This is a genomic window from Actinomadura verrucosospora (assembly GCF_039540335.1).
GTDB lineage: Bacteria > Actinomycetota > Actinomycetes > Streptosporangiales > Streptosporangiaceae > Spirillospora > Spirillospora verrucosospora.
The window spans coordinates 118,133-130,896 of record NZ_BAABEV010000016.1 but is presented as its reverse complement, the minus strand read 5'-3'; the positions used below and the strand labels follow the sequence as shown (position 1 = coordinate 130,896).

Below are 12,764 nucleotides of genomic sequence, written 5' to 3'. Positions count from 1 at the left end.
CGCTCATCTCCCCAGTGGGGCCAGGTTCGTGTCGAGGCGTTCCCGGAGCCTGGCGAGCCCCCGGGACGCCTGGCTCTTCACCGTTCCGACCGAGCAGCCGAGAGCCTGGGCCGTCTCCGCCTCCGAAAGGTCCTCCCAGAAGCGCAGGACCAGGACCGCGCGCTGCCGCGGGCCGAGCTTGCGCAGCTCGTCCATGAGGGTCCCCCTCAGCTCGACGGAATGGTTCGGCGAGTCGGCCGGCGTCTCCGGGAGCCTCGCCATCTGGATCTCCCGGAGCACCTTCCACCGCCGGGAGCGGCTGATCACCAGGTTGACCAGGATCCGGCGGACGTACGGCTCGGGATCGCTTCCCGCCTCCAGCCGCCCCCAGTGGCGGTAGGCCTTCTCCAGCGCGGTCTGCAGGATGTCCTCGGCGTCCTGCCGGGCCCCGCACATCAGTGCCGCGGTGCGCAGCAGGGCATCGCCGCGTGCCGCCACGAACTCCACGAACGACTCGTCGTCTCGACGCCCCACAGTGCTCCGTCCCGGCTAGAGCGGTTCCGGCAGTTTGTCCCGTCGGGGACGGGCGGCCTCCGCGCCAAGGCCGCCCGCCCACGCCTGTGTTGTGTTACTGGTGTTACTGGTGTTACTAGTTTCGCCCTGGGTCGTTACGGGGTGTCAGCCCGCCTTGTGCAGGGCGGCGGCCAGGTCCTTCGTCCCGCCGGCCAGGACGGGGCTGCCGTTGACGAACAGCGAGGTCCCGTTCGGGTCGAACAGCAGCACGCCGCTGCCGTTCGGGCTCTGCCAGGCGGCCAGGCCGGCGATGGTCAGCGGGGTGCCGCCCTGCGGCAGGCCGAGCGCCTGGCGCAGCTGCTCCTGGGTCATGCCGGCGCGCGTCTTGATCGTCTCGACGGTGAGCCACTGGCCGGCCTTGCCGGTCCACTTCTGCGTGACGGCGCAGATCTGCGCCTTGCGCAGGTCGGCGGAGCCGGGGACGGCCGACACGTAGCGCAGGCCCTTGGCGGTCATGACGGTCTTCTCGACGGGGCCGCCGACCTTCACGGCGGGCTTCAGCGTGCTGCAGTCGAGCTTGGGCAGCGCCGGCAGCGCGGGCTTGGCGGGAGCGCCGGGCACGCGCGCGTTCGGCTTGGCCGCCGGGGCGCCGCCGGGCAGGTCGCCGGTGGACGGCGCGCAGGTGGGCAGGTTCGCCGGGACGCCGGGCTTGGCGGGGAGGGTCTTGCCGTCCGGGAGCTTCGCGCCGGGGAGCTCGGTGTTCGGGATGCCGACCTCCGGCAGGTCCTTGCCGGGGACGCCGGTCTTCGGCAGCTGCCCCTCCGGCAGGTGCTGGGTGGCCGGGTTCTGCTTGAGGTGCTGCTCGACCTGCTTCTTCGCCCCGTCGGCCGGGACCTTGGGCAGTCCGGGCTTGGCCGGCAGGTTCGCCGGGAGGCAGGTCGGGGCGGTCTTGGGGGCGACGTCCTGGAGCTTGCGCTCCACGGCGGGGGCCTTGGCGCTGCTCGACTGGAGGCCGGCCTCGTGGTGGGAGCCGGTCATGGCCCACGTCGCGCCGCCGCCCACGGCCACGGTCCCGACGGCGGACGCTGCGATCAAGGCGGCCTTCAGCGTGATCATCGTGAATCCCTTCGGAGGCAAGGTGGTGCTTCGGGGGTGCCTGTCTCTCTCTGGCGCCCCTCGTATACGCACGGTGCCGGTGGGGGGTTGCACGGGATTCCAAAGTTTTTTTCGGGGATGCCCATGGGGCGCGATGGCCGCCGGGTGTCATGCGAGGTAGTCCGGTGGAGTGATCCTTTGGGGGCGGGCGTTCGAGGAGGACGATGATCCGGCAACATTGGCTCATGGAGGCCCGTACCGTTTCAGCCCGTCCGGCCGAGCACCGTCCCATGCCGGACCCCCGGGAGCCCGCGCCCGCGCGCGGTCCCGCCCGCCCGGACGTGGCCCTGCTCCCCAAGGCGCACCTGCACCTTCACTTCACCGGGTCGATGCGGCACTCCACGCTCGTGGAGCTCGCCGGCCTGCACGGCGTCCACCTGCCCGACGCCCTCGTCGAGGACTGGCCGCCCCGGCTGCACGCGACCGACGAGCGCGGCTGGTTCCGGTTCCAGCGCCTGTACGACATCGCCCGCTCCGTCCTGCAGACGCCGGACGACCTGCGCCGGCTGCTGCGCGAGACGGCCGAGGACGAGGCCGCCGAGGGGTCGGGCTGGCTGGAGATCCAGGTCGATCCGAGCGGGTACGCCGGGCGCTTCGGCGGCCTGACCCCGACCGTGGAGCTGGTGCTGGACGCCGCGCGCCAGGCGTCGGAGGCGACCGGCGTCGGTATCGGCGTGGTGATCGCGGCGAACCGGACCCGGCACCCGCTGGACGCCAAGACCCTCGCGCGCCTCGCCGTGCGCTACACCGGCAGGGGCGTCGTCGGGTTCGGCCTGTCCAACGACGAGCGGCGGGGCCGCGCCTACGACTTCGAGGGCGCGTTCAGGATCGCCAAGCGCGGCGGGCTGCTGTCGGACCCGCACGGCGGCGAGCTGCTCGGCCCGGCGAGCGTCCGCGAGTGCCTGGAGACGCTGGAGGCCGACCGGATCGGGCACGGGGTCCGCGCCGTCGAGGACCCGCGGCTGCTGGAGCGCATCGTGGACCGCGGGGTCACGCTGGAGGTCTGCCCGGCGTCGAACGTGGGTCTCGGCGTGGCGGCGACGGCGTCGGACGTCCCGCTGCGGCGGCTGTTCGAGGCGGGCGCGTCGATCGCGCTCGGCGCCGACGACCCGCTGCTGTTCGGGTCGCGGCTGGCGCGCCAGTACGAGCTGGCCCGCACCGCGCACGCGTTCACCGACGCCGAGCTGGCGGAGCTGGCCCGGCAGTCGATCCGGGCCTCGGCGGCGCCGGACGACGTGCGGCGCCGGCTGCTGGCGGGCGTCGACGCCTGGCTCGGCGACCGGCCGCGCTGACGACCGCGCGGCGGGCCGCGGCGATCATGTGGACGGGCGCCACAGGCCCCGGCGTTCGAGGTGGCCTGCCAGCAGCTCCCCGGCCCGGACGATATGGGCGCGCATCTCCTCGCCGGCCGCGCGGGCGTCGCCGTCCCGGAGCGCCGCGAGGATCCGCCCGTGGTCGCGGACGGCGACGTCCGGCCAGCCGGCGAGGCGCCCGTACAGGCCGCGCGGCACGTACCGGGCGGCCGTGCCGAGCGACCAGGCGAGCTTCGGCGAGTCGGCGGCCAGGTTGATCTCGCGGTGGAAGCGGTGGTTGCGCTCCTCCATGAGGTCGGGGCGGTGCGCGGCCTTGTCGCGGGCCAGGGCGCGCTGGAGGCCGTCCAGGCGTTCCAGGGCGGCGGGGCCGATCCGGGGCGCGGCGCGCACGGTCAGCTCGGCGGCGATGCCGGCCTGCACCCAGAAAAGATCTTGGACGTCCCGCTCCGACAGCGGCGCGACGACGAACCCGCGCCGCGGCTCCAGGACGACGAAGCCCTCGCTGCGCAGCGACTTCAGCGCCTCCCTGACGGGCGTGACGCTGATGCCGAACTCCAGGGCCAGCCGTTCCAGCCGCAGGTGGTCGCCGGGCCGGATGCGCCCGTCCATGATCAGTTCGCGGATGCGGGCGGCGGCCTCGTCGCTCAGCTGGAGCCGCGTGCCGAGCGCCTGCCGCGGCGGGGGAAGGGAGGCGGGTAGGGCCACGGTGGTAACTCCCGTCCGGGCCCTTCCGCGGTGGAGCCTCGCTACCGCTCAAGGGCCCTGGAGGGAGTGTTCCCGCCGGGTCACGCGGTGATGCCCTCGATCAGCAGCAGGACGCCGAAGACGGCGAACCCCGCCGCGGCGCCGTACTTGATGACGCGCTCGGGCAGCCTGCGGCCGAGCATCTGGCCGACGACGATGGCGAGCGCGTCGGCGGCGACCATGCCGACGGTCGAGCCGAGCCAGACGCCGGTCAGCCCGGCGAGGCCGCCGTGGTCGGCGGCGAGGGTGACGGTGGCGAGCATCGTCTTGTCGCCGAGCTCGGCGAGGAAGAACGCCCCGCCGACGGCGAGGATCGCCGACCCGGTGGCCATGCGCGCCTTGTCGCGCTCGGCGTCGTCCAGCTCGTCGCCGCGCAGCGTCCACAGCGCGAAGCCGAGGAACGCGATGCCCGCGATGATCGAGATCGGGCCGGTGGGGAGCGCGGCGCCGAGGGCCGCGCCGAGGGCGACGCTGGCCAGGTGGACGATCGCGGTCGCGGCCGTGATGCCGATCAGCACCGGGAGGGCGCGGAAGCGGGTGGCGAACGTCATGGCCATGAGCTGGCTCTTGTCGCCCAGCTCGGCCACGAAGATCACGGCCAGACTGATGAGGAAGGCGGTCACCTGGTCCCTTTCGCTCGTGCTGCCGGGCGAAGGGCGGGGGCTCGCGCGCACGACCTCGGCCCGGCATGACTGCCAGGCCGAAGGTCTCGTCCGCCGCGATGTGACCGGGCCCGCGTGACCGGGCGCCGTCGGCGGCGCCAGCATGTCGACCACGCGATTGGGACTACTCCCCCTCGACGCCGTCCACCCTACCAAGGAGCCTCGGGCGGGCCCCGGGTCAGAGGGTCGCGCCCACCATGACGGGCTCGTTCACCAGCTCGACTCCGAACGCGTCCCGGACGCCGTCGCGGACCTCGCGGGCCAGCGCGAGCAGGTCGGCGGTGGTGGCGCCGCCCGGGTTGGTGAGGGCGAGGGTGTGCTTGGTGGAGATGCGGGCCGGGCCGCGCGCGTGGCCCTTGGCGAACCCGGCGCGGTCGATGAGCCAGGCCGCGGACGTCTTCACCCGGCCGTCGGCCTCCGGGTAGCGCGGGAACGTCGCGTCCGGGCCGAGGCGCTCGGCGACGCGGCGTTCGAGCTCGGCGAGCCGGTCCGGGTCGAGGATCGGGTTGGTGAAGAAGGACCCGGCGCTGCGGGTGTCGGGGTCGGCCGCGTCCAGGACCATTCCCTTGCCGCGCCGCAGTTCGAGGACGGCGTCGCGGGCCTCCTTCAGCGCGACCCGGTCCCCCGGCCGGACGCCCAGCCTGCGCGCCAGCTCGGCGTAGGCGATGGGCTGCGACTCCTCGGCCTCCTCCAGGGCGTACGTGACGTCCAGGACGACGTACCGGTCGTTGCCCTTGAAGGCGCTGTGCCGGTAGGTGAACCGGCAGGCGTCGCGGTCGAGGGCGACGCAGTCGCGGGCCTCCCGGTCGTAGGCGCGGACCTCCACGATCGTCTCGCTGACGTCCTGCCCGTAGGCGCCGACGTTCTGGATCGGCGTCGCGCCGACGCGGCCGGGGATCCCGGACAGGCACTCGACTCCGGCGAGGCCGTCGGCGACGCAGCGGGCGACGAACGGGTCCCAGTCCTCGCCGGCCTGGACGCGCAGCAGCACCCTGCCGCCCTCGGCGGCGACGCGCTCGGTGCCGCGGGTCCCGACGCGCACGACGGTGCCGGGGAACCCGTCGTCGGACACCACGAGGTTGCTGCCGCCGCCGAGCACCAGGACCGGTTCGCCCTCGTCGTCGGCCTTGCGGACGGCCGCGACCAGCTCCGCCTCGGTCGTCGCCTCGACGAAGCGCCGCGCGGGACCGCCCAGCCGCAGCGTGGTGTATCCGGCCAGGTTCACGTCTTCGGCGAACACCGCCACGTCGTCTCCCCCTCCTGCCGTGCCCCGCGCCGCCGGGCCGGCCCGCCCTCGTCCCCTCGACGCGCGCACCGGCCGGGACGATCCCGGCCGGTGTGCCGCCGCGCTCAGGCGAGCCTGACGACCGCCTTGGCGCGCGTGAGGACCTTCTGGTCGTTGGACCTGGCGGTGAGCGCCACGACGACCTTGTTGTCGTCGAGCTTCTCCTCCACCTTGCCGCTGATCTCCAGCGTCGCGCCGCCCTCGTCCGGGACCACGACCGGAGAGGAGAACCGTACCCCGTAGTCCACGACGGCGCCCGGGTCGCCGGCCCAGTCGGTGACGAACCGGCCGCCCTGCGCCATCGTGTACATGCCGTGCGCGATCACGTCCGGCAGGCCGACGGCCTTGGCGACGCCCTCGCGCCAGTGGATCGGGTTGAAGTCGCCGGACGCGCCCGCGTACATGACGAGGTTGGCGCGGTCGACGGCGTAGGTCTGCTTGGGGATCTCGGTGCCGACCTCGACGTCGGCGTAGTTCACCTTGGCGGTCATCAGGCACCCCGCTCCACGATCGTGTTGTAGGACTTGCAGACCGGCTCGCCCTCGACGGTCGCGATCTCGGTCTCCACGACCATCTTCTCGTTGTTGCCGATCGACCTGATCTCGGTGATCGTCGAGGTGCAGGTGATGACGTCTCCGGCGCGCAGCGGGCGCGTGTACTCGAAGCGCTGCTCGCCGTGCACGACCATCGCGTAGTTGAGGCCGAGGTCGGGGTCGGCGAGCCCGGGGTTGCCGAGGGAGACCACGATCGGGAAGGTGGGCGGCGCGATGACGTCGGGGTACCCGGCCGCCTTGGCCGCCTCGCGGTCGCGGTAGACGGGGTTGCGGTCGCCGATCGCGTCCGCGAACTCGCGGATCTTCACCCGGCTGACCTCGTAGGGCTCGCTGGGCGGGAAGCTCCGCCCGATGAAATCACGGTTGAGTGCCATGCAGTCCGTTCCCTCCAGATGGACCAGGGCCCCGCGGACTCGCCGGCCGCACCGCTCCGCCGGCCGGGGCGTCCGGGCGCCTTCTGAGCGCGCTGGTTCCGCCTCTCCGGACGGACGGTAACAGAACGGCATTCACACCGTCCGCGCGGGTCTCAGTGCCAGAACGGAGAGTTCGTGACGGTCTGGGCGGCCTGGGGAATGAGCGGCCTTCTGGAGGAGCGGCGGACGGCGGGAATCGGACACTGGCGAAAGTCTCGGCACATACATGAAACTCCCGGTCGGGCAGCGAGAACGCTGTCCGACCGGGAGTCCACTGACGCTCAGGGATCCCGCCCAGGGAGCGGGACCCTTACTTCACGCCGCCCCCTAGGAGACGGTGTGCCCGGGCATGAGGGCCATGACCTCGTCCACCGTGTCGACGATGGTGTAGAGGTCGGGGTCCCCCGGGGAGATCTTGCCGCTGGGCAGCATCGTCCCCCGGATCCAGGCGTCCAGGCCCCCCCAGTACTTCTCGCCGACCAGCACGATCGGCCGCGGGGGGATCTTCTTGGTCTGAACGAGGGTCAGCGCCTCGAACAGCTCGTCGAGGCTGCCGTTGCCGCCCGGCAGCACCACGATCGCGTCCGAGTACTTCACGAACTTCACCTTGCGGGTGAAGAAGTACCGGCACTCGATCCCGACGGTGAGGTACGGGTTGAGGTGCTGCTCGTGGGGGAGCTCGATGCCCACCCCGATCGACACCCCGCCGTTCTGGAACGCGCCCTTGTTGGCGGCCTCCATCGCGCCGGGGCCACCGCCCGTGATCACCGCGAAGCCGGCTGCGGCCAGCGCGGCGCCGATGCCGACGCCGAGCTCGTACTCGTCCGTGCCGGGTGCGGTGCGGGCGCTGCCGAACACGGCGACCGTCGGCAGGCCGATGCGGTCGAGGACCCGGAAGCCCTCGGCGAACTCGGCCTCCGCGCGCCGGCCCAGCATCGAGCTGGGCTCGACCAGTGCCGGCTCGGCCGCCTGCGAGGCGGGCAGCTTTATGTCTCGCTCCTCCGGACCGGAGGAACAGATCGGTTCTGTCATGTTGGTTCTCCGTTGAACCCGCCTTACGCCGTCCGAGACGGACGCAAGGGCAGCCCGGATTTCGGGATGCGATGTTGATCGTCCGCTGGTCCGGACGAGCCGCAACCTCCCTTGGCGGACGAGTTCACGACGGGCGATGACCCGTGTGCGCACCGTTCTGACCGGTCTGCGCACCGCGATGACAGGGCCGTCCACCAGGCGCTCTGCGCCCATTGCGGGGAGCCTTCGCGCCTGGACTGTCCAACCTGCGGCATCGTGCCGCGCCAGATATCCGACAAACAAGAACAAAAGGGAGTGAAGCAGCCATGAGCGCTGCCCGAAATACGCACCCTAAAAGGTGTGACGGTCATTCCGTCGGCGTCATCATCACCGATCCGGTCCTGGGCGTCCTGATCGGCGACATCTCCGACGGCCGGGGCGCGTCCGGCGTTGGCGGGCATGTCGAGGACGACTTCGACGGCTTCGACCAAGCGGCCCACGGGGAGGTCAACGAAGAGACGGGTCTGACCGTCACGTCGCTGAACCCGCTGTTCCCGGAGCCGAAGTGGCGCGCCAACCCCTGCAAGCGGGGGGACGGCCCGTTCGGTCTCGGCCACAAGTGGCAGCTGTACCGCGCCACGGTGGCCGACGTGAAGGCACTCCGCCTCGACAGGAAGTCGTTCCGGAACCTGCGATGGGTCTCCGAGGCCCAGTTGCAGGAACTGGCGGAGCGCACCCTGCGCTACGCCAGGGGCAAGATCACCCGCGGGGAGTGGGAGGAGCGTCCCGGCCTCACGTTCTCGTGGGTCCTGTGGTTCGTCCTGGCCGGCATGATCGAGATGCCGGAGGCGGAACTGCAGGAGATCGAAGACGCGATGCTCAACGACACGAGCAACCGTCCGTGAAACCCGCCCGGGGACCGGCCGGCAGCCACGCTGCCGGCCGGTCCCCGGGACCTGCGTTCCGGACGGACGGCGCCCGGAACGACGTTCAGCCCGCCCTCGCGGACTGCGAGAACGGGCTGATGCGTGTCAGTGGCAAGCGTGCGAAGAAGTCTGCGCTGCGGGGCGGACTCGCACCGTGGCCGGGTCTCCCGGGCATGGACCGTGGGTCCTTGGCCAGCGGGTGTCCCGATGCGGACGGTGGGTCCTGGCCCTGCGGCAGGGCAGTACTTCTCCGTCCGGGACCTCGGTTAGCGGGTCTCCTTGTGCGGACGGTGCGTCCGGCAGTTCGGGCAGTACTTCTTGATCTCCAGGCGGTCCGGGTCGTTGCGCCGGTTCTTCCGCGTGATGTAGTTGCGGTGCTTGCACTCCTGGCAGGCCAGCGTGATCTTCGGCCGGACGTCGGTGGCAGCCACGATGGAGTGCCTTTCTGAGCTAGGGACATGGACTTTCGGACCTCGGCCGTCCCCGGGGGACGGCCGGCGATTCGACCCAGCCTGCTCACCCCCGTCGGGGGGTGAGAGACCTGGGTAGTAGCGAGGGCCGGACTTGAACCGGCGACACAGCGATTATGAGCCGCTTGCTCTGCCTGACTGAGCTACCCCGCCGAGATGGTCGGTGTGGACCGGATTGCCAGGATACCGGATGCTCACCGAGCCCTGGGAACACGAGAACCCGGACGATGATCGGGGAACCGGTTCCGCGGGCTCCGCGGGACCGTCTCCAGAATACCGGGTGCGCCGGTGAGCTGCGAAACGTCCTGCTGGAACCGGTGGGACGGTACCACAGGCACAGGTATGGAGCGAATCAGGGCGCTCGGCGCCGCGGGGGCGGCGACGGCCGCTCCCCGGTACGACGAAGGCCGCCCTCCGGAATGCGGATGGCGGCCGGTTTGCCGTGAGCCCCTTTACGGAATCGAACCGTAGACCTTCTCCTTACCATGGAGACGCTCTGCCGACTGAGCTAAAGGGGCCTGCGTCGTTCGCGCAGTGAAACCATACAGGGTCCGGGCGCGTGGTGCGAACCGGATTCCCGCGCCGGTGTCCGCGCTGGTCAGCGCAGCAGGTTCCGGGCGATGACGAGCTGCTGGATCTGGCTCGTCCCCTCGTAGATGCGGAAGAGCCGGACGTCGCGGTAGAAGCGCTCGACGGCGACGCCGCGCATGTAGCCCATGCCCCCGTAGACCTGGACGGCGCGGTCGGCGACCCGTCCGACCATCTCCGAGCAGTAGTACTTGGCGCAGGACGGGCCGAGCTTGGTGTCCTCGCCGGCGTCGTAGGCGCGGGCCGCCTCCAGGACCATCGAGCGTCCGGCGTACAGCTCGGTCTGGGAGTCGGCGATGAGCCCTTGGATGAGCTGATACTCGCCGATCGCCTTGCCGCCCTGGCTTCGCTCCTTGGCGTACGCGACGGTCTCGTCGAGGATCCTCTGGGCGAGCCCCACGCAGACGGCGGCGATGCTGACCCGGCCATGGGCGAGTGACGCCATCGCGGTGCGGAAGCCCGTCCCCTCCGTCCCGACCATGGCGCCGGCGGGGACGCGCACGCCGTCGAAGAAGACCTCGGCCGTGTGGGCGCCGCGCTGGCCCATCTTCTCGTCGGACGGGCCGACGCGCAGGCCGCCCGCGCCCTTCTCGACGAGGAAGGTGGAGATGCCGCGGGAGCCGGGGCCGCCCGTCCGGGCGAAGACCATGAAGACGTCGGCCTCGGGCGCGTTGGTGATGAACCGCTTGGCGCCGTCGATGACGTAGTCGTCGCCGTCCCGGACCGCGGTCGTGGTCAGCGCGCTCGGGTCGGACCCCGCCTCGGCCTCGGTCAGCGCGAACGCCCCGACGACCTCTCCGGACGCGAGCCTCGGCAGCCAGGCCTCCTTCTGCGCCGCCGTCCCGGCGTTCACCAGGACCTGCCCGGCGATGCCGTTGCTGGTGCCGAACATGGAGCGGAACGCGGGGCTGGCGTAGCCGAGCTCGAAGACCAGCCGCACCTCCTCACCGAGCGAGAGGCCGAGCCCGCCGTACTCCTCGGGCAGCGCGTACCCGAACAGGCCCATGTCGCGGGACGTGCGCCGGAGCCGCTCCGGGATCGCGTCGGTCTCCTCGATCTCCTCCTCGCACGGGACGACCTGGTCGCGGACGAAGCTGCGGACGGCCTTGAGCACGTCGGCGAAATCCTGGGGCTCCATGCGCCCTATTCTAGAATCAGATTCCAAGATGGTGGGCGGATTCCGGCCCGGCGCACCCGATATGCCAAGGTGATCGTTTATGTCGCTCCAGCCTCTCGTCGATCAGATCGTCCGGGCCGCGGTGGTCGAGGACCGCTCCTTCGGCGACCTCCTCCCGCAGCTCATGCAGGTGTTCCAGACGGCCTCCCCCGCCGAGATGACCGCCGCGATGCCCCGCCTCGCCGAGGGCATCGCCGAGGCGCCCCCGAACCTCGGCGGGTGGCTCGCCATCGTCTCCGGCGCCTGGGTCGAGAACGGCGCCGACCCCGACCCCGTCGGGGCGCCGCTCGTCCACCGCATCTCCGAGGTCACCGCCGCCGCGCTGGCGTTCGCGAACGCGTGGGACCAGGCCGCCGGCGGCAAGCCGCCGCCGGACATGCAGGAGGAGCAGCCCTCCCAGCAGGTCTTCGACACCGTCGCGCCGCACCTCGGGGACGGCGCCGTGACCGCGATGATGTCGTGGTTCGCGCTGCCGCAGTTCGCGATGGCGGGCTGCACCGTCCTGCAGATGGGGCCCGCGGTGCGGGCGGGCATCGCCGACCGCGACTTCTGCGCCTTCGCCGCCGGGCAGGCCGCCCAGTACCTCGGGCAGATGGAGCACTACCAGGCGCTGCTGCGCGTCCTGGACGGCGAGCGCCTCCTCGTCCTCGACCGCGCGAGCCGCAAGGGGTGGACGGTCACGATCGGCGGGATCGGCGACAACTTCCAGCTGCACGTCCTGCTCGCGGGCGCGCTCATCGGACGTCCCGGCGGGCTGACCGGCGACCGTCCCGCCCCCGAGATCATCGCCTGCTTCCTCAACGCCGACACCCCGCCCGGGCGCCCGATCATCTCCAGCCCGTGGAACCTCGTCGACGCGCACGGCGAACCGATCTGGAACGAGGGCGTCCCGGCCGACATCCCGGTCGTGAACGGCACCCGCGTCGTCGTGATCGATCCGCCGTCCTACGAGCGCACGTTCCCCGCCGGACGGCGCTTCCCGCTCATGCCCGGCACCCTCCGCATGGAGGGCATGCACCTGCCGGAGGACCTGGACGCCTGGTGGCCGCACATCGCGGCCCCGACGCGTTAACAGCAGGGCGGCCCCGACGCGCTGACGGCAGGGCGGCCCCGACGCGTTAGGCGGGGGCAGCGGTCAGGAGTCGAAGCGCACGAAGACGGCGGTGGCGTCGTCGTACCGCTTCCCGCGGGCCGCGGTCGCCTCCGCCTCCGCGGCCCTGGTCCTCCTGACGAGTTCCCGCGGGCCCTCCTCGTCGAGGAGGCGGAGCAGGTCGCCCCACTCCATCCGGCCGAACCGCTCCACGAGCCTGGACGCGCCGTCGCTCAGCACCGCCGCCCGCCGCAGCCCCTCGACCGGCACCTCGCCGGTCAGGCCCTCGTACGCGGCCTCCGGCCTGGTGCTCGCCACCCAGAACCCGCCGGGGCTGTTGCGCGACCGCCGCACGCCCTCCAGGGTGTAGCTCGGCAGATGGTCCACCCGGTCGTCCCGGAAGACCCTGATCTCGCCGACGTCCACCACGATCGGCGAGTCGGCGAGGACGTACCACTCCACGGCCCCGCCGCGGCGGCGCAGCAGCGACACGGTCGCGGACGGGCTGTCCGGATTGCCCAGGTCGCACGTCTCGGTGTGCGCCTCCGCGGTCACCTTGATCGCCTCGGCGACGAGGTCGGGCAGGGGCTTGCCGTCCTCCAGCGCCAGCAGCGCCGCGATATGCCCGCCGAGCCTGCGCACCAGCCACGCGGGGTCGTGCCGGCAGCCGCTGTCGACCCCCTGCGGGGCGGTCGCGCCGTCCAGCAGCACCACCCAGCCGGGGCCGGCCGCCACGAAGTCCTCGTTCTCCCGTCCCGGCGTCGCCACACTCACATAACTCACCTGCACGGATGCAGGTCTACCCGGTGGCCCGCCCCTTGGGGAGCCGCTAGACCAATTCCCTCATCCCGAGTTCCCGCGCCGGTCCTGATGTGGTGGCCCTA

14 protein-coding genes and 2 tRNA genes are annotated in these 12,764 nt (G+C 72.0%); 3 read left to right on the top strand and 13 right to left on the bottom strand.

The genetic code is table 11. The features are described from left to right. Nucleotides 1-3 precede the first annotated feature (3 nt). Nucleotides 4-513, bottom strand: a complete 510-nt coding sequence (locus ABD944_RS19400) for a SigE family RNA polymerase sigma factor (protein ID WP_345178421.1) — start codon at nt 511-513, stop codon at nt 4-6. A 144-nt stretch (nt 514-657) separates the two neighbouring features. Continuing rightward, on the bottom strand, nt 658-1,608 hold the full coding sequence (locus tag ABD944_RS19395; RefSeq protein WP_345178418.1) for a hypothetical protein: 951 nt from the start codon (nt 1,606-1,608) through the stop codon (nt 658-660). Between the two features lie 269 nt (nt 1,609-1,877). Here ABD944_RS19395 and ABD944_RS19390 point away from each other — a divergent pair, with 269 nt between their 5' ends. Next, nucleotides 1,878-2,939: an adenosine deaminase gene (locus ABD944_RS19390; protein ID WP_345178473.1), complete on the top strand. Its 1,062-nt coding sequence runs from the start codon at nt 1,878-1,880 to the stop codon at nt 2,937-2,939. Nucleotides 2,940-2,963: 24 nt separating this feature from the next. Here the strand turns inward: ABD944_RS19390 and ABD944_RS19385 are convergent, their stop codons facing one another. From ABD944_RS19385 to ABD944_RS19360, 6 genes are all read right to left on the bottom strand, one after another. After that, nucleotides 2,964-3,665, bottom strand: coding sequence for a GntR family transcriptional regulator (locus ABD944_RS19385; RefSeq protein WP_345178416.1), 702 nt, complete (start codon nt 3,663-3,665; stop codon nt 2,964-2,966). An 80-nt stretch (nt 3,666-3,745) separates the two neighbouring features. Then, nucleotides 3,746-4,327, bottom strand: coding sequence for a TMEM165/GDT1 family protein (locus ABD944_RS19380; RefSeq protein WP_345178413.1), 582 nt, complete (start codon nt 4,325-4,327; stop codon nt 3,746-3,748). Nucleotides 4,328-4,544: 217 nt separating this feature from the next. After that, a complete protein-coding gene (locus ABD944_RS19375; protein WP_345178411.1) occupies nt 4,545-5,612 on the bottom strand; it encodes a UDP-N-acetylmuramate dehydrogenase in 1,068 nt (355 codons plus the stop codon). A gap of 104 nt (nt 5,613-5,716) precedes the next feature. After that, a complete protein-coding gene (locus ABD944_RS19370; RefSeq protein ID WP_345178409.1) occupies nt 5,717-6,142 on the bottom strand; it encodes a MaoC/PaaZ C-terminal domain-containing protein in 426 nt (141 codons plus the stop codon). After that, on the bottom strand, nt 6,142-6,579 hold the full coding sequence (locus tag ABD944_RS19365; RefSeq protein ID WP_089315429.1) for a MaoC family dehydratase N-terminal domain-containing protein: 438 nt from the start codon (nt 6,577-6,579) through the stop codon (nt 6,142-6,144). Before ABD944_RS19365 ends, ABD944_RS19370 begins: the two co-directional genes overlap by 1 nt. Nucleotides 6,580-6,945: 366 nt before the next feature. Then, nucleotides 6,946-7,650: an LOG family protein gene (locus ABD944_RS19360; protein WP_345178406.1), complete on the bottom strand. Its 705-nt coding sequence runs from the start codon at nt 7,648-7,650 to the stop codon at nt 6,946-6,948. A 305-nt stretch (nt 7,651-7,955) separates the two neighbouring features. Here ABD944_RS19360 and ABD944_RS19355 point away from each other — a divergent pair, with 305 nt between their 5' ends. Continuing rightward, nucleotides 7,956-8,534 (top strand): NUDIX hydrolase, encoded by a 579-nt coding sequence (locus tag ABD944_RS19355; protein WP_345178404.1) that lies wholly within the window; start codon nt 7,956-7,958, stop codon nt 8,532-8,534. Nucleotides 8,535-8,821: 287 nt separating this feature from the next. On the opposite strand, the gene rpmG is transcribed toward ABD944_RS19355, so the two are convergent. From rpmG to ABD944_RS19335, 4 genes are all read right to left on the bottom strand, one after another. Then, the gene (gene rpmG, locus ABD944_RS19350) at nt 8,822-8,986 is read right to left on the bottom strand and encodes a 50S ribosomal protein L33 (protein ID WP_067466611.1); all 165 of its coding nucleotides are present in this window, start codon (nt 8,984-8,986) and stop codon (nt 8,822-8,824) included. Between the two features lie 118 nt (nt 8,987-9,104). Then, nucleotides 9,105-9,178 (bottom strand) — tRNA-Met (locus tag ABD944_RS19345). Nucleotides 9,179-9,470: 292 nt separating this feature from the next. Beyond that, nucleotides 9,471-9,543, bottom strand: a tRNA-Thr gene (locus ABD944_RS19340). 80 nt (nt 9,544-9,623) lie between these two features. Next, complete coding sequence (locus tag ABD944_RS19335; RefSeq protein WP_345178391.1) at nt 9,624-10,751, bottom strand: acyl-CoA dehydrogenase family protein; 1,128 nt, start codon at nt 10,749-10,751, stop codon at nt 9,624-9,626. A 79-nt stretch (nt 10,752-10,830) separates the two neighbouring features. On the opposite strand from ABD944_RS19335, the gene ABD944_RS19330 reads away from it, so the two are divergent. Next, entirely contained in the window at nt 10,831-11,862 is a 1,032-nt protein-coding gene (locus ABD944_RS19330; protein WP_345178389.1) for a hypothetical protein, read from the top strand. 63 nt (nt 11,863-11,925) lie between these two features. Here the strand turns inward: ABD944_RS19330 and ABD944_RS19325 are convergent, their stop codons facing one another. Further along, the gene (locus tag ABD944_RS19325; protein WP_345178388.1) at nt 11,926-12,654 is read right to left on the bottom strand and encodes a PP2C family serine/threonine-protein phosphatase; all 729 of its coding nucleotides are present in this window, start codon (nt 12,652-12,654) and stop codon (nt 11,926-11,928) included. Between the last annotated feature and the right edge of the window lie 110 nt (nt 12,655-12,764).